Raw genomic sequence first — 22292 nt, forward strand, 5'->3', positions numbered from 1 at the left:
TTTTCTGATGGGGCTATTGTTCTGAATCCGGGGCTGTGCTACAACCGATTTAAATTACCTTATGAAAGAGAAAAACTATTTCATGAACCGTTATCCGCCGATGAAAGCCCTGCTGGCCTTTGAAGCCAGCGTCCGGCTCGGCAGCTTTATCAAAGCGGCTGAATCCCTGAATGTCACACCGGGCGCGGTCAGTCAGCAGATAAAAAAGCTGGAGGAGGAGCTGGGTGTGATGCTGTTCGTGAGGGAAATCCGCAAGCTGACGGTGACAGAGACAGGACAGAAATACTATCGCTTAATTCAGCCCGCGCTGGAACAGATCCGCGCCGCCGGTGAGACAATCCGCTATGCGGCACGCCATACCCTGACCCTCTCCATGCCGCCCGGGCTGGCCTCCAAATGGTTCTCCCCCAGGATGAGTGATTTTGTCCGAACCTTTCCGGGACTGGATCTGCACCTGAATGCCACCGCAGCCCTGGTTTCGCTGGAAAAAGACAATGTGGATCTGGCTGTCCGCTATACGGATTTATCCCGCACGCAACCTGCACGGGTGCTGTTATCTGACGCGCCCTGCCGTCTGTTCTGTCATCCCGCTTATGCCGCACGGTTGTCACTTCACAGCCCGGCAGATCTGAAAAATGCGGTACTGCTGCACACCACACTCTATCCTTACTGGGACAGCTGGCTGGAACACTATGCCGGGATAGCGTCCGGCGGCACACCGTTTACCACAGGGCTGCATTTCGATCAGTTCTTACTGGCGATTGATGCGGCGGTGCATCAGCAGGGTATTCTGATTGCCAATGATTTCCTGCTGGAGCATGAGCTGACACAGCAGACACTTATTCCTTTGTTTCCGGAACTGACGCTGCATTCCGGCAAAGGATTTTATCTGCTGCATAACCGCCACAGCGCCGATCAGGCGATGATCAGTACTGTCAGTGACTGGTTTTGTCATGCATTTGCTCACACTGCGGAGAATCAATGATAGGATCACGGATAACGCAGGCATACACACGCTGGTGTCCGCTGTCATCCTGTTCAATATACGCCCCCTGCAATTCCGGCGCGAAGCCCGGAAAGCGATCGGCGGTCTCTTCCAGCGCGAGGAAATAGCGCTGAACCGGGGCTTCCCAGACTTCCCCCGGCACCACACACAAGACACCCGGCGGATACGGCAGAGCCCCTTCCGCCGCGATACGTCCGGCTATATCTGACACAGCTACCCGCTCTGTATTGCCGCGGACAAATTCAGTATGTGCCGCTTTCGGCGACATCCGTACCGCCGGGAAGCAGCGACGGCGGAACATCTCTTTCTGGCGCTGTTTAACATTATGTTTCACAAACAGATCGTGCATTTCCTGACATAACTGCCGCAGTGTGTATCCCGCATAACGCACCGGATACGTGCGGCACAGTGACGGCAGGACGTTTTCCAGCGCCGCGTCGCTGTCCAGCAGTTGCTCAAACCGGGCAATCTGCCGGATCAGCCGCTGCATTTTTTCCGGTGTTTCTGCCGGGGTCAGTAAAAACAGGATGGAATTCAGGTCACATTTTTCCGCGACAATCTGATTTTCGCGCAGGTAATACGCCAGAATCGTCGCCGGAACGCCGAAATCCTCATACTCCCCGCTGCTGACATCCACCCCGGGGGTGGTCAGCAATAATTTGCAGGGATCAACAAAATACTGATCGTCCGCATAACCCTCAAAACCGTGCCAGCGCTCGCCCGGCACAAAATTGAAAAAACGCCGGTCTGCGGCGATAACACCGGTTTTCGCCTCTTCCCACGGACGGCCGTCCACGGTAGCGGGGATAAAGGGACGGATATGCTGACACGTCCGCAGCAACAGTTTACGGGCTTCAATCCCCGTTCTGACACATTCCGCCCACAAACGCCGTCCGGGTTCGCCCTCATGCATTTTCGCATTCACATCCAGTGCGGCAAACAGCGGATAAAACGGGCTGGTGGAGGCATGCATCATAAAGGCATTATTCATCTGCCGGAAAGAGACATAACGCGCCTGACCTTTGATATGTTTATCTTTTTTGTGGATCTGAGACGCCTGGGAGAACCCGGCCATCTGTTTGTGAACAGACTGCGTCACCAGAATGCCGGGATCGTTTTCATTCAGTTCCAGCAGCATCGGTGAACACATCTGCATCACCGGGATAAACTGTTCATAGCCGACCCACGCGGAATCAAACAAAATGTAATCACACAGCGGGCCGATGCTGTCCACCACCTGACGGGCGTTATACACCGTGCCGTCATACGTCCCCAGTTGGATCACCGCCAGCCGGAACGGGCGTTTGTCGCCCGCTTTTTCCGGTGCTGCTTCCGCCGCCAGTGTCCGCAGATAATCCTCATCAAAACAGTGTGCGTCAATGCCGCCGATAAAACCGAACGGGTTACGTGCAGCCTCGAGATAAACCGGTGTGGCACCGGCCTGGATCAATGCGCCGTGATGGTTGGATTTGTGGTTATTACGATCGAATAACACCAGATCACCCGGTGTCAGCAGAGCATTCAGCACCACTTTGTTGGATGACGACGTGCCGTTAAGCACAAACCAGGTTTTGTCCGCATGAAAGACTTTCGCGGCATGCTGTTGCGCGGCCAGCGCCGCCCCTTCGTGGATCAGGAGATCACCCAGCGCGGTATCCGCATTGCAGAGATCCGCCCGGAACAGTGCATCACCGAAATAGTCCGTAAACTGCTGCCCGGCGGGATGACGGCGGAAAAATTCCCCGCCCTGATGGCCGGGACAGGCAAAAGAGATATTTTGCTGCGCGGTATAGTGTTTCATCCGCCCGAAAAACGGCGGCAACAGGCTCTCTTCATAGGATTGTGCCGCACGCAGAAGTGTGTCACCGACCGTACGGCTGTCATCGCGGCGGAGATCGATAACCCCGCAGATACCATCCGGCAGCGCCTCTGTTTCACCGTCGCGGAGCACCATAAAAACCGGCTGGCCGAAGCCCCGTTGCCGGATCCGCGCCAGCCGGCCGTTGCCGGTATCTGCCGGAGCCACCAGACACACAGACACCGCCGTGAAATCACACTCACTGAGAGAAACCGTTTCAAACGGGAGTTCCGGCATGCCGCTGAGCAACTCACTGACCGCACATTTTTTCTTGTTCATGACAACCCTGCAAAGTCATCCCCGCTGACAACAGGTGTCAGCAGAGTACGGTACGGGAACCGGCAGGCAGACCGCCGGAAAAGCGGTCATCATAACATGCGGTGAGCCGGGCGCTACAACAGATTTTCCGGCATAATGTGATGGATAAGAAAGTGCTTAAATTGCTGATATTCTTCCGGATTAATAACCTGCGGATAACTCAGGATCACCAGCTCATGCGGCGGAAATTCCGGGCGGTAAGCCGGGTGATGATGAACATAGTCATTAACAGCAAAACCACAGTGCTGATAAAAACGCAGACGGCGTTGCGCCACCTCATCCGTCAGCGGATCTATCTCCAGAACAACCCGCTGTTTTTCCTTACAAAAAAGTGACAACGCCCGCTGCCCGACCCCACTGCCGCGCATCTGCGGCGCAACCGCAATGTGTTCAATATAAAACAGGGAACCCATCTGCCAGCAGCCGGTAAATCCGGCAAAGCGGTCATTATCCCTTATCTGATACAGATAATAGCCCGGCTGTGCAAACAGTTTTTCCCGCCCTGCCCGCGTGCGCTGTTCATGCAGCGGAAAAGCGGATTCATACAGCGGACGAATATCATCGAGTACCGGATCAGCCGGTGAGGTAACCGGAAGTAATTGCAGCATAAAAAAGGTATCCAACCTGAAAAATGAGAATTACCTCACATTATCAGTAACGCCGGGTGACAGCAATCATCCCGGCAGCACCCGCAGAATCTTATGGAGTCACTTTCTGATTTGACCGGCTGTTTTCCGCATGCGGGAACCGCGTATCCGCCAGCTGAAAGCGGAAATCATCGCGGTCAATCATGCCGGTAATACTGTCCGCGTCATACAGTTCAAGCGCAAACGCGGCCATTTCGTCACTGGTATGATAACGCCCGAAAGTCCGGTCATAATCATAAGAATCGGTATTATTCGCCACCTGACCAAATTCCGTCTGTGTGGCTGCCGGTGCCAGTACCTTTGCCCGCAGTTTTGCCCCGCTGCGGATAAGCTCACGCGCCAGCCCTTCTGTATAAGCACTGACAAAAAACTTCGTGGCGCAGTAAGTCACCGCGGAGGGAACAATCGTATATCCGCCTGCCGAACTGATATTGATCAGCTGCGCACCTTCCGTACGCTGATAATCCTGCACATACAGCGCCGACAACACCATCAGGGCATTCACATTGAGGGCAAGCATCTTCTCCGCTTCCGACACCGGCTGCTCTGCCACCGTGCCGTAATAGCCGAAACCGGCATTATTAATCCACGCAATAATATTCAGTGAAGACAACGAGTGATAGAGCGCCGCCGCATTGCCGGGCACGGACAAATCACACACGCGGATTTCCGCCGTGATGTCCGGGTTCTGCTGCATCAGCTCCGCCTTCAGTGTCAGTAATGCATCCTCACGCCGTGCCACCAGCACCACATTGTTACCCCGGCGGGCAAAAGCGGCTGCGATTGCCCGCCCGATACCGGCGCTGGCACCGGTGATCACCACATAATTCTGATTGTTCATACAAACCTCCTTTGACATTAGTCCGCTGAGCGTAAAAGATAGAGTTCACTCGAGGTCAAGAGGTTTCTGTATGCATTATTCCATCAGTGAGTTTTCCGCCTTAACCGGTCTCAGTATCCATACCCTGCGGTTTTATGAAAAAGAAGGCATTCTGATCCCGCAGCGCTGGGCAAATAATCACCGTTGTTATTCCGCCCGTGATACGGAGTGGGTGACGTTTATCACCCGACTGAAAGAAACCGGCATGCCGCTGAAATCCATCAAACATTATGCGGATTTACGGGCCCGGGGAGAGGAGACGGCACAGGCGCGTATGGATTTGCTGCTGGCACACAGCGGGGCATTACAACAACAGATAGCGGTGCTGAATGATCATTTTCAGCACCTGGAACGAAAAATAGATTACTACCGTGATTTACTGACCACGGCAGTAATCTGAGCCGCGTCAGTCCGCAGCACTGAGGCGGAATTTCTGTACGGAGTTCTGCAGCGCCTGTGTCTGTAATTCCAGCCCGGCGGCGGTTTCAGAGACATTGCTGACCAGCGAGGCATTCTGCTGGGTCACGGTATCCATCTGAGTGATTGCAGTGCCGACCTGTAAGATCCCTTTGGTTTGCTCCTCTGAAGCAATGGCAATTTCTTTCATAATCTCGGTGACTTCACCGGAGGCACGGACAATCTCCTCCATGGTTTCCCCGCCGCCGGCGACAAGTTTAATGCCCTGATCAACACGGGACACCGCATTGGCTATCAGACGCTCAATTTCTTTAGCGGCATCCGCACTGTTGCTGGCCAGTGTCCGTACCTCACCGGCCACTACCATAAAACCGCGTCCGTGAACACCGGCCCGCGCTGCTTCAATCGAGGCATTCAGCGCCAGAATGTTAGTCTGGAATGCAATACTGTTGATCACATTGGTGATTTCAGCGATTTTGCGTGAACTCTCGGAAATTTCGTCCATTGTGCGGATAACAGCGGCGATCATCTCATGGCCCTGATGCGCCGTTGAGGACGTCACTTCCGCCAGTTCGCTGGCATGATGCGCGTGATCCGCATTCAGTTTCACTGTCGCGGTGATCTCTTCCATACTCGCCGCTGTCTCTTCCAGCGCCGCTGCCTGCTGTTCGGTACGCGAGGAGAGATCTGTATTGCCGCGCGCAATCTCAGAAGCACTGTCACGCAGGGTATCACTGCCTTCACGGATAGAATTCACTGCGTCCCGCAGACTGTCCTGCATCTCACTGAGCAGCGGGAATAATTTACCGACACAGTTGCGTCCGGCTGCATCACTTTCCACCGGCTGACTGAGGTCCCCTCCCGCAATACGGCGAAAATGCTGACGGACATTGTTCAGCGGGCGCTGCATCATCTTCACCAGATAGCGATCAGCAAAAATCAGGATCAGCAGACCGAACAGTGTGCCGCTGATAATCACAATCCGCGTGGTGGTCATCAGGCCGTCCACAAGGGTACGGGTCTGTTCGATCCGCGCCTCCGCCACCTGCGTGAACTCAACGCTGACAGTCCCGAATTCTTTGCTCAGCTGCGGTGTGACATCATGGGACTGCTTACGGTAACCCGCCTGATCCCCCTGCTCCGCCAGCTGCATCTGAATTTTAACGCCTTCATCATAGAGTGCCTGCCAGCGGGCAATCACCTTTTCTGACATCTGCACATCCATCGGTCCCGGAGAAATCCGTTTCATCTCCGCCAGGTGCAGCCCCATATTCTCCATCGCTTCCGCAGACGGTTTTAAATCCGGTTCTTCCCCTTCCGCTTTTTTCTGCATTTCGCGGTTCAGCCGGGAAATAAACCGGAAATACTGGTCATTTCCCTGATTCAGTACCGTCAGTTGCCGGACTAACTGACGATCGGTCGCATTGCCGTCAGACACTCTCGACAGTGACCAGTCACTGTAAAAACTGACACATCCGAGTGTCAGACACAAAATACCGAGTATCGACAGCATGACGAACCGGATGGATAAGTTTCGAAGTAACTGCATACAGTTTCCTTTAAGGGGCGATAAAATGATCTGGCAGGGCCATACGGATACTGTTATCGGCAGAAAATTCAAAAGTTATAATTTTTTGTTATTTTTTAAAATTTTGTTGTTTTTCAGGTTAATAGCTGCACGTTTTTCGGTGGATCAAGATATTTTTCTGTCTGTATGTCCCAAATTCGCACAAAAACAGACAATTCCTGATAAAAAAATACAAACCACTGCACACTACATACAGATATTTACACTCCTTGCGGATATAAAAGGTAAATTCATTTAATATTAAAAGGTTAACTTTTGTATCGCCCGATAACTGAGCGATAACACTCTTTACCGGTAATAAAAAGAATGAACATAGACGGGCTTCGCGGAAGTATTATTCAGAGTCTGGTGTTGTGGATTGAGCAAAATCTGGAATCTGATTTATCACTGGATATCATTGCCGCACGGGCGGGTTATTCCAAATGGCATTTACAGCGCTTATTTAAAGAGCACACCGGTGTCGTGATCGGAAAATATATCCGTGCCCGACGCTTATCCTGTGCAGCAAAGGCATTGCGGATCACCCGCAGCAGTATTCTCGATATTTCGGTGAAATACCGCTTCGATTCACAGCAGACATTTTGCCGCGCCTTTAAATCCCAGTTTAATACCACCCCTTCCGCCTACCGCAAGAAAGCAGGCTGGGACAGTAACGGCTTCTGTTTTCCGTTACAGGCGGAAAACCTGATTCCGTTTCAGTCTGAACTGACCGAATTACCGGAAATGCTGTTAGCGGGCTCTCATCATTATCACCGGAAACATCTGTCTGACTGGCAGACTGAAAACCGGAAATTCCGGCGTGAATTTTGGGAGAAGTTTTTTAAGGAAGTGGATATTATTCCGGCGGATTTGTATGCCATACATGCCCCGTATGAATCAACCGCAGATGACATCAGTTATGCCTATACCACGGCGGTCATTCCGTCCGTATTATCAGCGGACAGCATCCGCCGCGCATCACTTTCTCCGGTGACCTTACCGGGCGGGCATTATCTCAGAATTACCATTGATCCGGCCATGCTGAAAAATCTGCCCGGTGATTACAACAATATTATTCATGCTGCCTATTCCGGCACGCTGGCAGAAATGAACCTGCTGCGCAGACGGGGCCCGGATATTGAACACTATAAACTGCTGCCCGCAGAGCGGCATGATGAGTTCATTGCCAACGGCTTACAGTATGTGGAAGAGATTAATTACTACATCCCGGTCATGCGATAACAACGCATTATGTACGGCTTGTGTGAAGACAGAAGCCGGCTGCGGCCCGGAAATACAGGCAAACTCCTGTCCACTCCGGCGGCACAGCTCACACCAGGGTGCATGAAAACGGATCACCGAAATCCCGTTACCGTGCTCAATACCGGCAAAATTGCTTTCTGTATAGTCCGGTATCATAGGTTACTTCCCTTCTCAGAATGAAAAATGACGGCGTTCAGCCCCTCTGCTTTTATAGCGCAACCACCGAAAAATCTAAAGTCTTCCGGATAACCGCCGATAATAACCTGTAGCCCTCCTGCAACACACATCACAACACAATGATTAATATGAGTTTTTTGTATACGTCGATACATTCTGTCTTTTTTATCGGATAAATTACTATTCGACCTGTAATTACTCATAATGTGTGTTAATTTGCATTTACACTTTAAACTTGTGAACAGGCATATTGTGGTAATAATTTGTAATATTTCAGATGTTTTGTATTTAAACTGATATAACATCATGAAGTATAATGATTTTTATAATTTTACATTATGAAATATATGTTTTTATTGTGTATAATTTATGTTTAAAAAAACATGAAAATTTATAATTTTACCCATCACGACACATTTTTAGTGTAAATGATAATTTTATTTTAAAAACAAAACAATAACTCATAACAAAATGACGATAAATTGCGTTTATGCAATATTTTATTTTTGATATAGGCGCATTATTGATATTTTATCAAAAAACTGAATTATTGATTAAATTTTTTATTTATTTTTTATATTTTATAAATCAATATATTAAAAACACATATCCGTAAAAATAGTAGCTATGCATAGTAAATGAAGGTAATCTTCACTTACAAAAGAAAAACAAATGTAATGGTAATTTTATTTACTTATTTATCAATAAATTACAAAATCAGTGGAAAATAAAAACATCTTTTTTTGAGAACCGTAAAAATTGTTAACATCTAAAAAAGATTACAACGATCAAAAAATCATTATTGATAGTTTTTATCAATCAATAATTGGCCTTTGATCGTTATAACTAACTTTACTTAGCCTGTGTAAGCGCTAATACTTAATCCCGAAATGCAACCACGCTTTTCCTGCCATATTTAATTATGACGGAATTCGGGTCTGTATTATCTGATTAGTTATTCAGAATACCTTGCATATTATTCCCATAAGAAACCCGGTAATTTTTGAGTACGACTCATGATGAATATAAATAAAATTGTTGGAGAACAAATCAGAGCACACAGAAAAGAACAGGGATTATCCGGTTCAGAATTAGGTGACAAATTAAAATTAAGTCAGCAGCAGGTTTCACGCTATGAGCGCGGGGAATGCAATATTCCGCTTGATATGCTGTTTACTATTTCACTTGTTCTGGAAGTGCCTTTTGTAAAGCTGTTTGGTGATCTTAACAACAGCCGGGATTATATGTTTTAATTTTAGCATTTTACGTTTTTTCATTTCTGATACACACAACACTCAAATTGTATCTGAAGATTAACCTCTTCAGATGTAGTGGTTTACTATTCTGTTGAGATAGTAAAATTTGAAGATGGCGTTTATTTTTTAGGAATTCAGTATTATGAAATTAAATATTATTGGTGCATCTGTTGTATCCGCTTTATTATTCTCAGCTGCTGCATCAGCAGCAGATCCGGTAATCGTAAACGGCGGTACAGTTCATTTTACCGGGGAACTGGTTAACGCAGCATGCGCAGTCAGCACTGAAAGCAGCAACCAGACTGTGGAATTAGGTCAGTACCGTACTGCTAAATTAGCAGCTTCCGGTGACATGTCTACTCCGGTTCCGTTCAAAATCAAACTGGTTGACTGTGATCCGGCTGTGGCAACCACTGCTGCTGTTGCATTCTCAGGCCAGAGCATGACCGGCGACGCTACCTTATTAGCGGTTAACTCCGGGACTAACGCACCGGCTGCACAGAACGTCGGTATTCAGATCAGTGATACCGCATCTAAAGTATTATCTCCAAGCGGTGCTGATTTCTCAGCAACTAAAACCTTAATCGAAGGTACTAACGTATTAGATTTCACTGCCCGTTATGTTGCCAAAGGCGCAACTACCCCGGGTCAGGCAAATGCTGATGCGACTTTCGTTGTTAAATACGAATAATTAATTACAAGATATAATTAATTAAATAAATAAAAACTCTCTCTGCACAGAATTATTTCTCTTAATTCTGACGACGGATTGTGCCTGTAACAGGGAGCGGAGAGAGTTTTATATATCACCTTCTGTATTATAAGCCACCCCGGAAAATGAAATACCATACTCTATGCGTTATTTCTGACAGAGAATATTAAGAGGTACTTTTGTGATTTCTGATTATTTTAAAAATAGTGCATTGATATTGTTTTTCACACTGATGTCAGGGTTTGCTTATTCAGCGTCAAATCAGAACTCAGGAATTGCACTGGGTGCAACCCGGGTCATTTATCCTCAGGATGCAAAACAAACATCACTGTCTGTGATTAACCACAGCCCGAAAGAACGTTTTCTGATCAACTCGTGGGTTGATAACGACAATGGCAAAGAGAAAGACTTTGTTATCACACCGCCATTATTTGTGATGGAGCCTGCCAGCGAAAATATTCTGCGGATTGTTAACCTGGCTCAGGATTTACCGAAAGACCGCGAATCTGTTTTCTGGCTGAACGTAAAAGCAATTCCGTCCGTGGATAAAGAGTCACTGGAAGGAAAAAACGTGCTCCAGCTGGCTATTTTGTCACGGATTAAATTGTTCGTCAGACCGGTGAACTTACCTATCCAGACAGAAGATGCGGCAGAAAAAATCACCATCACGCAGAAAAGCGGCGCGATTACGATTGATAACCCGACGCCGTATTACACCACTTTCGTCAATATTATTTTAGACGGGCGTCCGCTTGAGAATGTCATGGTCGCGCCATTCAGTACCCATCAGATTGCCGGTAAAAACGGCCGTAAACTGACTTATCAGACAATTAATGATTACGGCGGACTGCGCAAACAGCGCGAAGTGAATCTGAATTAAGACATTCATTATTTTATTGTTGTCATGCAGGGAACAGGGTGAAATGAGTAACATCAAAAAGGTTTTCACACATACGCCGGTTTATTTTGCTGTGCTTGCCGCGGTGACGTGTTTTTTCCCTGCGGGAACCGCCGGTGCGAAACCTTCCTTTAACGCCGCGTTTTTAACCGATGACCTGTCTGACGCGGATGTCTCTGATTTATCCCGCTTTGAATCGGGCGGCTATCAGCCGCCCGGTACTTACCTGGTTGAACTGTCTGTTAATAATGACTTTGTTTCCTCCTCTGAAATCACCTTTACCGAACTGAAAAATAAAGAGGGTGAGCCTTATTTATTCCCCTGCTTCAGTGCGGAGACCATTATCGGTTTCGGGGTAAATATCGCCCGTCCGGAGGAATTAACAGAACAGGATAAACAGTGCTTCCCGTTTACCGAAAAAATTCCCGGCTCAGAATATCACTTTGATTTTCAGAAACAGCGGCTGATGCTCAGTTTCCCTCAGGCCAGTCTTTCCGGACAGGCCCGCGGCTATATTCCGCCGGACAGATGGGAATCCGGTATTCCGGCACTGTTTATGAACTATTTCGCGTCCGGAAATAACAACTCGGATAATACCAGCAGCTACTACGTGAGCCTGAACTCGGGGTTTAACCTCGGTGCATGGCAGTTCCGTCAGTCAAGCTCCTGGAATTACAACAAAAGTAAAAACACCAGCAACAGTCAGTGGCGCAGCCTGATGAATTATGTTCAGCGGCCGATTATTGCCCTGAAAAGTCAGCTGGTTATCGGTGACGGCAACTCGGACGGCAGTGTCTTTGATTCTGCCGGGTTCCGTGGTGTGCGGCTGTTTTCTGTCGATAATATGTATCCGGACAGCCAGCAGGGCTATGCCCCGACCGTCCGCGGTATGGCGAAAACGGATGCCAAAGTGGTGATCCGCCAGAACGGCTATGTCATTTACCAGGTTTATGTCCCGCCGGGCCCGTTTGTTATTAATGACTTAAACCCGGCCACCTCCAGTGGTGACTTGCAGGTCACCGTCGAGGAGAAAGACGGTACCCAGCAGCAGTATATTGTCCCCTACTCCACACTGCCGGTGCTCCAGCGTGAAGGCCGCGTGAAATATGATGTGATGGCCGGGGAATTCCGCAGCGGTAACAGCAACCAGGATAAACCGAAGTTTATTCAGGCGACCCTGCTCGCCGGTCTGACACGGGATATCTCTGTGTATACCGGGACACAGCTGGCAGACAAATATAAATCGGTACTGGTGGGTGTCGGTCAGAATATCGGCCGCTTTGGTGCTTTCTCCTTCGATGTCACCCATGCAAACAGTGAACTGGCGGACGGCTCGAATCACAGCGGACAGTCTTTCCGTTTCCTGTACGCGAAATCCCTGAACACCACCGGGACCACGTTCCAGTTATTGGGTTACCGCTATTCCACCAAGGGCTTCTATACCTTAAACGATGTCGCGTATAAGCAGATGTCCGGCTATGAATTTGCCCCGGACGGCGAGGATGGCAATGACGGCAAGCCGATCATTATAAATTATCACAACCTGCTCTATAACAAAAAAGGGCGCTTCCAGGTCAATATCTCACAGTCATTTGACCAATACGGCTCGCTCTATATATCCGGTAACCAGCAATCTTACTGGAACCGCAGCGGTAAGGATGAGTGGTATCAGGCCGGGTATTCCAACAGCTGGAACGGGATAAATTACTCCGTTTCCCTGAGCACCACCAAAGCACTGGAACTCAAAGAGCGCGATAACATGCTTTCGGTGAATGTGTCCGTACCGTTTTCCTCATTCTCGTCGCGTAATGCGCGCAGTAATGATGCCTTTAATAACGCGTATGCCACCTTCTCCGCCACCAATAACTCCGGCGGCCGCGAGGCTTACCGCGTCGGCGTGAACGGCACACTGCTGGAAGACAGAAACCTGAGCTATTCCGTCTCACAGGGGCATGTCAGCCAGCAGGGTTATAACGGCTCAGCGGGCCTGGATTATCAGGGCACTTACGGCGATTTCGGGATCAGCTATAACTACGACCCGGATCAGAATCAGCTGAACTACCGTGCCTCCGGCGCAGTGCTGTTGCATGAAAACGGATTGACATTCGGCCAGTCAATCAATGATACCACGGTGCTGGTCAAAGCACCGGGTGCCGCTGGTGTGGCGGTGGAAAACTACACCGGGGTGAAAACGGACTGGCGCGGTTACGCCATTATTCCTTATGCCTCAGCTTACCGGAACAACCGTATTGCCCTGAATCCGGATTCATTTAATGACAATACGGAAATCAAAAATAACGTGCAGAACGTGGTACCGATCAGCGGGGCTGTCGCCCGCGCCACGTTTGATACCAGTATCGGGATCCGGGCGCTGCTCTCGCTGACCCACAACGGCAAGCCGATCCGCTTCGGCAGTATGGTGCAGGAAACCGGCTCTCAGATCAGCAGTATTGCTGATGATGACGGACGTGTGTATTTAACCGGCCTGCCGCTGACCGGGAAATTACTGGTGCAGTGGGGGAATCAGCCGGGTGATCAGTGCACCGCGGATTATGATTTTACCCGTCAGGAAATCAAAGGGCCGTTACTGCGGACCGCGCTTGAATGTAAATAGAGAGTTAATGATGAAAAAGAGATACGCAATCCCGTTATTAATGGCATTTTTACCTCTTCCGGCGCTGGCTGTGGTATGCAGTAATGCGGCGGGCGGAACCAGTGAGGTCTTTTACGATCTGACCGACAGCTTTACCTCCGCCAATAACCAGGTGGGTCAGGTAAAAGTGTTAACCAAAAACTTCAGCGAACGGGTTGAGGGAATATGCCCTGTCCACTCCGGCAATAACCGGACAATGCGCAGCTATGTCGCCAATATGCCGGTGGTGGAAACGGAAGGATCCTATAAATACCTCCAGCTGAATGATTATCTGCGCGGGGCGATGAGTATTACTGACAGCTCCGCCGGTACATTTTATCCGCCGCAGGACTATGTTCTGATGGGAACACACCCGAACGTGACCAAGGGAAAACCGTTCGGCATTATGGACAGTAATTTTACCTTCCGTCTGAAAGTCACCCGCCGTTTCGTTGATCAGGTGGTGATCCCGAAAAAGACCTTATTTACCGTCTATGTCACGACCGCAAATACTGACCCGCTGAGCACGCCGGTTTATACCATCAGCTACAGCGGCATTATTAATGTGCCGCAGCAATGCAAAGTCGGGGTTAATGATATTGTGGTGATTAACTTCGGCAAAATCGGCTCACAGTTATTCAGCCAGGCCGGTGCCGGTAATAAGCCTGCCACAGTGAATAAAAAACTCGAAAATATCGCGATCCAGTGTACCAACGTGGAAGCGAAAGCTTATCTGACACTGCGTATCGAAGCGGAAAAAGTAAACGGTAATATGATTGTCTCCGATAACCCGGATGTCGGTTTTATCGTCGGTGATCAGAACGGTAATGCATTAACGCCGAATAATATCGGCAGTGTTATTCCGTTCCAGCTCGACGGCGCGGGCTCTGCCCGGACAGCAATTACCGCCTGGCCTGTCAGTGTGACCGGCAATAAACCGAAAGAAGGTGTTTTCCAATCCCGCGGTTATTTACGCGTTGACTACGAATAACAGGCACGGCAATGAAGAAATACATTAAACAGGCTCTGCTCCCCCTGCTCTGCGGTGGTCTGCTGATCCATTCAGCCGCCGCTTATGAACTCGGCCGGGTCAATATTGAGTTGTCCGGTGAAATTGTCGCTTACAGTTGCGGGGTCGAAGTTTCCCAGGCAAATAAAAAAGTCGAACTGGGGCGCTGGGCACTGAAAAATTTCCGCACCGCCGGTGATAAAACACAATCCATGCCGTTCAGTTTTCAGTTACAGAATTGTCCGCCCTCTTCTGCCGTCACCTTTGTCTTCAGTGGTAAGAAAGATAAGCTGGACAGCTCACTGCTGGCAATAAATGAGGGAGCAAGTGCTGCGGGCTCTGTGGCGGTGGAGATCCTCGACAGTCAGAAAAACCGGCTGCCGATGGAAACCAAAAGCCCGAAAATTGCCATGGATATTAACGGCAACGGTCAGGCACAATTTTATGCCAACTATATCGCCACCGGAAACCGCCCGACACCCGGCATCGCTGACGCGGATGCCACTTTTATGATTACCTACGACTAATCACGCTATATTTCATCCGGGGTATTTCCGTCTCTGCTGTTATTTTGCAGAGACGGAAAACGGATTAAAAATGATACCGGATCCCGGCATACAGCAAATGTAATTTCACATCTGTATTGGTATAACCTGTCGCAGTATTAATCCCGTTGCGGGCAACAATTCTGTTTTCTGCCGACCCGGCATCGGTATAGGTATACCCGGTATCCAGCGAAATATTCTCATTAATATTCCACGAAATACCCGCCCCCGCAGACCATGCCAGATTAGTGACATTTTTTGATGCCCCGGCACTGAGTGCCTGCCCGGCCACATTGGTATCCCAGGAAACATCATTACGGATAAATGCCGCACCCGCGCCTGCCATCAGATATGCGCTGATATCATTATTGACCGGAATATCATAATAGACATTCACCATCAGCGTACCGGCTTTTGTTTTCATATACAGCGAAGACTCTGACGGCAGCGGAAAGGTATTATTTTTCTGGTTATGCCAGTAACCGGAAACAGACGGTGAAAAAGACATCGAATCATCCTGCTTTCCGTAGTGCTGATAGGCAAGTTCAACACGGACAGGCTGATAAGTATCACCGGTAAACTGATATCCCACCGCTATCCCCGGTGAAAAAACAGTATCCGTTATATTTTTCAGATTTTCTTTTTCGATATTATATGACAGCGCACCTGCTGTCATACCGGATCCCTGTAACGAATTATCTGTTGTTTTTAATAACCCGGCACCGGCTTTAGCCGACATATAAAAACCCGGCTGTGACGCGGAAAATGCATGTGCGGAAGCCAGCGCCAGCAGGCAACCTGTCAGTAATTTATTCTTTATCATTATGTTGTTCCTGAAAAATTAATATTAAAGATATTCCAGCGTAAAGGTTGCCTGAGAATTAGCGGTTCCTGCCCCGACAGAATTAGCGGTGGCGACATATTGCGCATAAAATACCAGCGGAATATTGGTGGCGTCCGGTCTCAGCGGATATACAATTGTTTCTGTGTTGGGTTTTATAACATCCTTATTTCTGTCGAGAACAGAAATTCCGATATTTGTGGCCGTACTGCCGGCATCCAGTTTAAATAAGGTATCATTGACAGGATCCACTGTGCCTGAAAACTTCACTTTTACGCCCGAGGCCAGATGGCCGCAATCAATCAGCTCAATGAAAAACTGCTTTGGCGGCACACCCCGTGGTGTTTCCTGAAATTGTTTTACTGCCCAGGTTCCCAGGTCAACTGTCTGATTCATTGTGCCCGGTGTAATGGTACAGGCATTAGAAACCAGATTAGCTTTCATAATTAAGTTAATACTGCCGATATCCGAAACAGCTGCCGGGCTGAATACTGCTGCCAGCATAAAAGCCAAAATACCTTTTATATTCCCTGTTCCGGAAAATTTACTGTTAATACTATTCATTACCGGTCTCCTCCGGAGAATTACGGGAAATCAATCCGTAAATAAGCCTGTGATGTTACCGGACCCTCATCAGGTCTGATGCCGGTCACGCTGGCCGGATAAACACGGATCCGTGCATTAGCCCGCGTGTTTCCGTCGAGGGAAAACGGAATAAAACTCGACAGACTGTTGGGTGTCAGTTCTTTATCACTACTGTCAGTAACAATAAATCCGACATCACTGTTATCGGAAATAACAATATTTCCCGCAACATTATTGGCCTGTAAACGCATATTCAGATTTGTTCCTGAAGCAATATTATCGCAGGTCACCGATAACGTGCTTTCCTTCGGGTTAATATTCTGTGCTCTGGCACCCGCCGTTTTAAATGCCCCGGTTGATATATTCCCGAAATCAACGATCACTGTTTGCCCGGCATTAATGGAACATGTCTGCGGAACCGTAATATTCAGAGATAAATAAATATTCTGCACTACCTGGGGTGAAGCACAATTATCCGGCTGGCAAAAACCGAACTGACCAATCAGAATGTTTTTTGAATAGGTACCACTGACAATTTTCCGGTCAATACGGAGCCGGCTCTGCCAATCACGGGCAAATATAGTAATGTTCCCGCCATTATTATAATCTACCGGTGTACAGTTTCCGTTACCGTAAACCCGTTCATTAAAAGGCACATAGATTTTTCCGGTGCTTCCGATACAGGGAGAATCCCGCCCCAGTGCCACAGAAATATAATCATCAACCCGTTTGAATTGCCAGTTAGTTGCATGAGACTGCGGTGTCGGAATTGTATCACCATTAAATTTCGCCCATTGCATAAGATAACCATTATGTGTTGCCTTCATGTTGACATCAGGCGATGTTATTGTGTTACTGTTAATCTGTGCACCGGTATCATTGTCATTTGATGCCAGATTTTGCTCTATCTTAAGATAGACATCATTACATCCGGAAGTACAGGTTACCGCATAGCTGTTTGCACAAACCAGAAGTAAACCTAATAATATAATATTACGCATAATTAAAACTCACTTTACCTGATTCGTGTTATAAACAGCGGGCACTGATATTACTGATCGGGGTATTATTTCCGGCCGTTAAATGATATTCAGCCGTGCATTGTGAATCAGCCCCATTTCCCCAGACAATATTCAGTTTTCCTTTTTCCGGCAGACCTGACATAAATGCGACACCATCGTCACCGACAATATTTGCTTTACCGGTATGTTCATCGGTAACTATTGCCCCGAACGGTACCACTTTTCCGTTTTTCTGTAACAGTGTCACCATGGCTTTCAGGCCGATACGGGATTTAAAATTAGCTTTAACAATAGCGCCCTGTACCGGAACCACATAATCAACAGCATTATCCAGTTCGGCATTATCCGGTAATGAGGTAACATCCAGTGCAACCCGGTTATTCCGGTAAGCGGTGGCATTCGGAATAACGGCATAGCCGCGCCAGTCGGTGAAAACACCGGTCGCATTTTCAACAGAGGTATCTTTAACACCCGGAGCTTCAACCAATATATTGGTCTGGCCGAGCGGCTGACTTAATGTAATACCATTCTGATGTGCCAGAACACCGCCGCGGACCGTATAAGTCACCTGCTGCCAGTTTCTGCCGTAGTTATAACCGGCACCAGCCTCGCCGTATCCGCCCTGATAATTAACCGACGCGCTGCCGGATGCCCCTTCACCTTTATTGGCATAGCCCTGCTGAACGTTATAATTAAGGTTATTATCCTCAAGTAACGTTCCTGAAATCCCGAGCTGCTGAGAGACTTTATTCTTATCATCCCTTGTCAGCGTATACGTGGAATAAATATTATTCCGGGATCCGGTAATATCCGCAGCATCCCCGCCGCCGAACCAGCGGCTCAGCGGTACCGAAATATTAAAGGCAATCCGCTTATCTTTATCTGCCAATCCGACCGATTTATTTTGTGACCAGTTCACACCATAGGTGATATCTTCCCGGTTGCCGTTAAAACCCAGCTGAAATGACTGATCAGTTTCACTGGTTCCCCAGTAAGTCTGATGACTACCGGTAATATACACCGAGCCGTAACCATCAAACTGCTGGCTGATATTGATTTGATACTGCCCTTTTTTGGTATAATAGAGGTTATGATAATCAATAATTTCAGCGTCTTTAAACTCAGGGCCATCCTGAGTTTTGATATTATAGCCGCTCATCTGTTTATAACTGGTTTCGCTTAATGTGTAATACCCTTTGGTGGAATAACGGTATCCCATCAGCTGAAAGTTTGTTCCCAGTTCGTTCAGTGATTTGGCATATAAAAACCGGACAGATTGTCCCTGTTTGTGCTCACCATTGGGTAAACGGCTGTTTGCCTGTGTAATATCCGCTGAAATTGCGCCCCATACACCAAGGTTTTTCCCGGCACCGGCAGAAAATGCCCGGTAGTTATCCGATAACTGTGTTCCGCCATATACCGTCACACCTTCTGAAAAACCGTGGCTGATAGTTCCCTGCCAGAAATCCGGGCTATTTTGCATGGATGAACCGGAACGGTATTCCCCTGCGGTTACTTCATATTTTGTCCGGCCTTCACGCTGTAACATCGGTACCGCAGAATACGGAACCGTAAACTGTGTGATCGTGCCGTTATTTTCTTTAACCGTGACATCCAAATTACCACTGCTGGACGTTGCATACAGATCTTTAATTTCAAATGCGCCGGGGGAAACATAAGACTGATAAATAACATAGCCGTTCTGACGGATAGTCACCTGAGCATTGCTGTTGGCAACGCCTCTGACAGTCGGTGCAAAACCGCGCATACTGTCCGGCAGCATATTATCGTCAGAGGCCAGTTTTACCCCTCTGAACCCCACACTGTCGAAAATATCATTTTCCGTAAAACTGTCACCGATGGTCAGCTGACTTTTCAGCGGAATAATCGCTTTCTGCACATAGGTGCGGATATTATTCCACTGGCTGTTATCTGTACGCCGGTCAGATGTATAATTCCAGGTACTGGTATTTCTCAGCTGCCACGCACCGAGATTAATACCGCTGTCCAGGTTTAAAAAATAGTTATTATATCGTTCATCATTTTTGGTGTTTTTACTGTGGCTGCCGGTAAAACCATAGTTCAGTAACAGGGCGTTGATTCCCTCCTGCCATTCTGACGGCGGAATATACCCTCTGATATTATTGATAAATGCAGCCTGCGGAATATCCACACGCAACTTCTGCTCTTCAAAATCAAAACGGGCCTGTGATTTATCGTAAGTTGAACGAAAATCCACGCAGCTGTCATTCAGTAATACGGCTTTACTGGTATCAATATTGTATTTTTTTAACCAGTCAGTGGTTAAGCAGGGAATTAAACCACTATCATCTGTACCCGGTTTTATTTCGCCATCTTTTTCATTACTGACAAACAGAATATCCTGTGTTGCCACATACTCCCCGTTAAGAAAAACTTCAACCCGGTATTCACCCGCAGCCTGTCCCAGCCCCTTATCAAACCGGCTTAAATCAGCAACTTCATTACCGTTATCTGACAAAAATGCAGGGTTAAAAAATTCATCTGCATAGCCGTTCTTAATAATGACCATGTTGCCGGTTATCATTGCACATGAAAGCATTAACATTATCTTGTTAAATTTAAAGCATGGCAATCCTTTCAGCAGAGTTAATTTCTGCATAAAATGCGCTCCGTATAAAATAAGATAACAGTAGTTAATATGAATTAACGTTAATTACCGGCGTATTAGCACCATAGTCATTAATTGTCTGATATGATATTCCGCCGGCAGCTGGTTGTGCTGTATTAACTATTTTTTCAGCGAATGGTGCAACCATAAAACTCTCAATTTTCTGATTGGCAATCGTCATATTAACAACGGTCAGGTAATACGGTGACGGGTTAATCACATTTATTCCGCCGCTGACTCTGCTGAACTTCAGCATTTTATAAGCGTCGCCTGCTTTCACCGGTAAGCCTGCCGGGCGGACAAACATTTTGATCCTGGCCAGAACGGCAATTTGCAGGACGTTTTTATCTGCAACCTGTTCACGCTCAACGGACGGTATCGCTTTACTGTTCAACCAGAATAAACTCTCTCTGTCTTTGGGTAACTCAGCACCTGTATTAATGATTTTTATTGTATTTTCACTCTTTGGTTTGCTGACAAACAAAGGGGGAGTCACTGTGAATATTTTTGTTTTTTTATCTGAAGCATCATCTATCCAGGACTGAATCAGAAAGCGATTTTTTTCATCTGTATTCGTTACCGCCAGAGACACCTGCTTTGCCTCCATCGGGTAAATAATACGGGTTGCACCCAGTGCAATTCCGCCTGCCGATGCCACTGCCGGAAAAAGGAATACGATGATAAAAGAAAATAGTATTTTTCTCATATTAAATGCTGACCTGTACATTATTTAAATCCCCGCAGAGAATATTTAATTATTATTTATATGTTAAATGGAACCATACTGATGCATTGGCTTTTCCACCGGTTACCTGCATATCCGTTGCTCTGTATCTGGCATTAAAATGTAATACGTTTTCACCTTCGTGAAAGTTGATCCATTTTGAGGGTATGTTGTCAGGAATAATAATACCGCCATCATTATCCAGAATGGCTACTCCCACGCCTTTAGCCGTTTCATCACTGTCTTCAAGTTTAATTATTTGCGGATCTTTCTCATTAATATAACCAAAGACAGAAAGCCCGACTTTGCTGCTTACCGCTGTGCTGCAATTGGTTATTACCAGCTTAAACGGAATATTGTCTGAATAACTGCCGGTTCCCTTAAACTGATTTGTTCTGAATTCCCCCATATCAATAACATCATTTTCATTGTTTGTTGAAAGGGTACATCCGGCTTCCACCAGCCCGCCTCTTAAATGCACCATACCCCCGTCAATAATGGTATGCGTTTTATTTCCGGCATAGGCACCGGCAGAAATACCGCACAATAAAAATACCGTGCTGATTAATTTATGCATTTTTTACTCCAATCGGCAAACAGTGACCCGGTCACCCGGGCCACTGATAACGCGCTAACGGGTTCGGCAATAAAAGGCGACTTTATTGATACTGCATTGTAAAAGTGGCATCCGCATCCGCACCGCCCGGTGTTACCGTGGCTTGAGTTGAAATATAATTTGCGGAGAAATTCAGAACGTTCACGCCATCCACTAAGTTCTGTGCGGTTGAAAAAACAGAACCATCCGGTTTCACCACTTTCCCCAGGTGATCAGCAATCTGAATACCGACACCTTTCGCCGCACCGGCTGAACCACCGCTGATATTACTGGTCTGCAATGCAGTCGGGTCATCTGCGGAAGATAATCCGGAGAATGAAACGGACGCCTTGGTGGATACACTGGTATCACAGTCTTCTAATTTAATAGAAAACGGTACATCACCGGATTTTTTCCCCTTGGCATTAAAGAATGCAGTGCGGTACTGCCCCATATTAACCGTCTGATCAGTAGAGTCAGCGCTGACAGCACACGCAGCATTCACAATTCGTCCGGTAAAGTGAACAGTACCGCCGGTAACCGTTGTTGCCGCCATACTTAACTGACTTGCGGATAATACGGCGAGAGCAACCACAGACATAACTAAACGTTGTTTATTCAACATACGCTTTAATCCTCATTGTTAATTTTATTTGATGTTAAAATATTATTATTTGCGACAGACAGGTG

The 22292-nt window shown here is 47.5% G+C and carries 20 protein-coding genes; 9 read left to right on the forward strand and 11 right to left on the reverse strand.

The genetic code is table 11. The annotated features are described in order from the left end of the window. Nucleotides 1-82: 82 nt before the first annotated feature. Nucleotides 83-985: a LysR substrate-binding domain-containing protein gene (locus ACSBQN_RS09990; RefSeq protein WP_024473996.1), complete on the forward strand. Its 903-nt coding sequence runs from the start codon at nt 83-85 to the stop codon at nt 983-985. On the opposite strand, the gene speC is transcribed toward ACSBQN_RS09990, so the two are convergent. The 3 genes from speC to ACSBQN_RS10005 form a co-directional block, all read right to left on the reverse strand. Continuing rightward, nucleotides 936-3143 (reverse strand): ornithine decarboxylase, encoded by a 2208-nt coding sequence (speC, locus tag ACSBQN_RS09995; protein WP_024473997.1) that lies wholly within the window; start codon nt 3141-3143, stop codon nt 936-938. The two genes, ACSBQN_RS09990 and speC, sit on opposite strands and share 50 nt — an antisense overlap. Nucleotides 3144-3256: 113 nt before the next feature. Then, nucleotides 3257-3790 carry a GNAT family N-acetyltransferase gene (locus ACSBQN_RS10000; RefSeq protein ID WP_024473998.1) on the reverse strand — a complete coding sequence of 178 codons (534 nt, stop codon included), beginning with the start codon at nt 3788-3790 and terminating at the stop codon, nt 3257-3259. Nucleotides 3791-3881: 91 nt separating this feature from the next. After that, entirely contained in the window at nt 3882-4670 is a 789-nt protein-coding gene (locus ACSBQN_RS10005; RefSeq protein ID WP_434991670.1) for an SDR family NAD(P)-dependent oxidoreductase, read from the reverse strand. A 70-nt stretch (nt 4671-4740) separates the two neighbouring features. On the opposite strand from ACSBQN_RS10005, the gene ACSBQN_RS10010 reads away from it, so the two are divergent. Beyond that, the gene (locus ACSBQN_RS10010; RefSeq protein WP_337137160.1) at nt 4741-5109 is read left to right on the forward strand and encodes a MerR family transcriptional regulator; all 369 of its coding nucleotides are present in this window, start codon (nt 4741-4743) and stop codon (nt 5107-5109) included. A gap of 6 nt (nt 5110-5115) precedes the next feature. On the opposite strand, the gene ACSBQN_RS10015 is transcribed toward ACSBQN_RS10010, so the two are convergent. Beyond that, nucleotides 5116-6675: a methyl-accepting chemotaxis protein gene (locus ACSBQN_RS10015; protein WP_024474001.1), complete on the reverse strand. Its 1560-nt coding sequence runs from the start codon at nt 6673-6675 to the stop codon at nt 5116-5118. A 345-nt stretch (nt 6676-7020) separates the two neighbouring features. Between ACSBQN_RS10015 and ACSBQN_RS10020 the strand changes: the two genes are divergently transcribed. The 7 genes from ACSBQN_RS10020 to sfmF all read left to right on the forward strand — a co-directional run bounded on the left by ACSBQN_RS10020 (nt 7021) and on the right by sfmF (nt 15167). Further along, nucleotides 7021-7935, forward strand: a complete 915-nt coding sequence (locus ACSBQN_RS10020; RefSeq protein WP_024474003.1) for an effector binding domain-containing protein — start codon at nt 7021-7023, stop codon at nt 7933-7935. A gap of 1214 nt (nt 7936-9149) precedes the next feature. Beyond that, nucleotides 9150-9386 (forward strand): helix-turn-helix domain-containing protein, encoded by a 237-nt coding sequence (locus ACSBQN_RS10025; RefSeq protein WP_004241835.1) that lies wholly within the window; start codon nt 9150-9152, stop codon nt 9384-9386. 145 nt (nt 9387-9531) lie between these two features. Next, nucleotides 9532-10080, forward strand: a complete 549-nt coding sequence (gene fimA, locus ACSBQN_RS10030; RefSeq protein WP_024474005.1) for a type 1 fimbrial major subunit FimA — start codon at nt 9532-9534, stop codon at nt 10078-10080. 205 nt (nt 10081-10285) lie between these two features. Continuing rightward, complete coding sequence (locus ACSBQN_RS10035; RefSeq protein ID WP_373369085.1) at nt 10286-10981, forward strand: fimbria/pilus periplasmic chaperone; 696 nt, start codon at nt 10286-10288, stop codon at nt 10979-10981. Nucleotides 10982-11024: 43 nt separating this feature from the next. Further along, nucleotides 11025-13613: an outer membrane usher protein FimD gene (gene fimD / locus ACSBQN_RS10040; protein ID WP_024474007.1), complete on the forward strand. Its 2589-nt coding sequence runs from the start codon at nt 11025-11027 to the stop codon at nt 13611-13613. A 7-nt stretch (nt 13614-13620) separates the two neighbouring features. After that, on the forward strand, nt 13621-14622 hold the full coding sequence (locus ACSBQN_RS10045) for a fimbrial adhesin FimH (protein ID WP_004235893.1): 1002 nt from the start codon (nt 13621-13623) through the stop codon (nt 14620-14622). A gap of 11 nt (nt 14623-14633) precedes the next feature. Further along, nucleotides 14634-15167, forward strand: coding sequence for a fimbria assembly protein (gene sfmF / locus ACSBQN_RS10050; protein ID WP_201893330.1), 534 nt, complete (start codon nt 14634-14636; stop codon nt 15165-15167). Between the two features lie 64 nt (nt 15168-15231). Here sfmF and ACSBQN_RS10055 read toward each other — a convergent pair whose 3' ends face one another. The 7 genes from ACSBQN_RS10055 to fimA (ACSBQN_RS10085) form a co-directional block, all read right to left on the reverse strand. Next, nucleotides 15232-16008, reverse strand: a complete 777-nt coding sequence (locus ACSBQN_RS10055) for an outer membrane protein (protein WP_337137159.1) — start codon at nt 16006-16008, stop codon at nt 15232-15234. A gap of 24 nt (nt 16009-16032) precedes the next feature. Beyond that, a complete protein-coding gene (locus ACSBQN_RS10060; RefSeq protein WP_201893331.1) occupies nt 16033-16590 on the reverse strand; it encodes a fimbrial protein in 558 nt (185 codons plus the stop codon). Nucleotides 16591-16610: 20 nt separating this feature from the next. Then, entirely contained in the window at nt 16611-17438 is an 828-nt protein-coding gene (locus ACSBQN_RS10065) for a fimbrial protein (RefSeq protein WP_250209858.1), read from the reverse strand. Nucleotides 17439-17640: 202 nt separating this feature from the next. After that, nucleotides 17641-20214 (reverse strand): fimbrial biogenesis usher protein, encoded by a 2574-nt coding sequence (locus tag ACSBQN_RS10070; RefSeq protein ID WP_337137157.1) that lies wholly within the window; start codon nt 20212-20214, stop codon nt 17641-17643. A 94-nt stretch (nt 20215-20308) separates the two neighbouring features. Further along, entirely contained in the window at nt 20309-21010 is a 702-nt protein-coding gene (locus ACSBQN_RS10075) for a fimbria/pilus periplasmic chaperone (RefSeq protein WP_250211570.1), read from the reverse strand. A gap of 31 nt (nt 21011-21041) precedes the next feature. Then, nucleotides 21042-21584 (reverse strand): fimbrial protein, encoded by a 543-nt coding sequence (locus ACSBQN_RS10080; protein ID WP_036407168.1) that lies wholly within the window; start codon nt 21582-21584, stop codon nt 21042-21044. Nucleotides 21585-21666: 82 nt separating this feature from the next. Continuing rightward, nucleotides 21667-22227, reverse strand: coding sequence for a type 1 fimbrial major subunit FimA (fimA, locus tag ACSBQN_RS10085; RefSeq protein ID WP_024474015.1), 561 nt, complete (start codon nt 22225-22227; stop codon nt 21667-21669). Nucleotides 22228-22292 lie beyond the last annotated feature (65 nt).

It is taken from the genome of Morganella sp. B601 (assembly GCF_051172335.1).
Classification (GTDB): domain Bacteria; phylum Pseudomonadota; class Gammaproteobacteria; order Enterobacterales; family Enterobacteriaceae; genus Morganella; species Morganella morganii.

Coding starts and splice junctions, on each gene's coding strand:
- ACSBQN_RS10070 (WP_337137157.1), bottom strand. CDS start 20,214: ATGCTTTCATGTGCAATGATAACCGGCAACATGGTCATTATTAAGAAC.
- speC (WP_024473997.1), bottom strand. CDS start 3,143: ATGAACAAGAAAAAATGTGCGGTCAGTGAGTTGCTCAGCGGCATGCCG.
- ACSBQN_RS10005 (WP_434991670.1), bottom strand. CDS start 4,670: ATGAACAATCAGAATTATGTGGTGATCACCGGTGCCAGCGCCGGTATC.
- ACSBQN_RS10060 (WP_201893331.1), bottom strand. CDS start 16,590: ATGAATAGTATTAACAGTAAATTTTCCGGAACAGGGAATATAAAAGGT.
- ACSBQN_RS10045 (WP_004235893.1), top strand. CDS start 13,621: ATGATGAAAAAGAGATACGCAATCCCGTTATTAATGGCATTTTTACCT.
- fimA (WP_024474015.1), bottom strand. CDS start 22,227: ATGTTGAATAAACAACGTTTAGTTATGTCTGTGGTTGCTCTCGCCGTA.
- fimA (WP_024474005.1), top strand. CDS start 9,532: ATGAAATTAAATATTATTGGTGCATCTGTTGTATCCGCTTTATTATTC.
- ACSBQN_RS10065 (WP_250209858.1), bottom strand. CDS start 17,438: ATGAAGGCAACACATAATGGTTATCTTATGCAATGGGCGAAATTTAAT.
- ACSBQN_RS10075 (WP_250211570.1), bottom strand. CDS start 21,010: ATGTACAGGTCAGCATTTAATATGAGAAAAATACTATTTTCTTTTATC.
- ACSBQN_RS10010 (WP_337137160.1), top strand. CDS start 4,741: ATGCATTATTCCATCAGTGAGTTTTCCGCCTTAACCGGTCTCAGTATC.
- ACSBQN_RS10020 (WP_024474003.1), top strand. CDS start 7,021: ATGAACATAGACGGGCTTCGCGGAAGTATTATTCAGAGTCTGGTGTTG.
- fimD (WP_024474007.1), top strand. CDS start 11,025: ATGAGTAACATCAAAAAGGTTTTCACACATACGCCGGTTTATTTTGCT.
- ACSBQN_RS09990 (WP_024473996.1), top strand. CDS start 83: ATGAACCGTTATCCGCCGATGAAAGCCCTGCTGGCCTTTGAAGCCAGC.
- sfmF (WP_201893330.1), top strand. CDS start 14,634: ATGAAGAAATACATTAAACAGGCTCTGCTCCCCCTGCTCTGCGGTGGT.
- ACSBQN_RS10000 (WP_024473998.1), bottom strand. CDS start 3,790: ATGCTGCAATTACTTCCGGTTACCTCACCGGCTGATCCGGTACTCGAT.
- ACSBQN_RS10080 (WP_036407168.1), bottom strand. CDS start 21,584: ATGCATAAATTAATCAGCACGGTATTTTTATTGTGCGGTATTTCTGCC.
- ACSBQN_RS10015 (WP_024474001.1), bottom strand. CDS start 6,675: ATGCAGTTACTTCGAAACTTATCCATCCGGTTCGTCATGCTGTCGATA.
- ACSBQN_RS10025 (WP_004241835.1), top strand. CDS start 9,150: ATGATGAATATAAATAAAATTGTTGGAGAACAAATCAGAGCACACAGA.
- ACSBQN_RS10055 (WP_337137159.1), bottom strand. CDS start 16,008: ATGATAAAGAATAAATTACTGACAGGTTGCCTGCTGGCGCTGGCTTCC.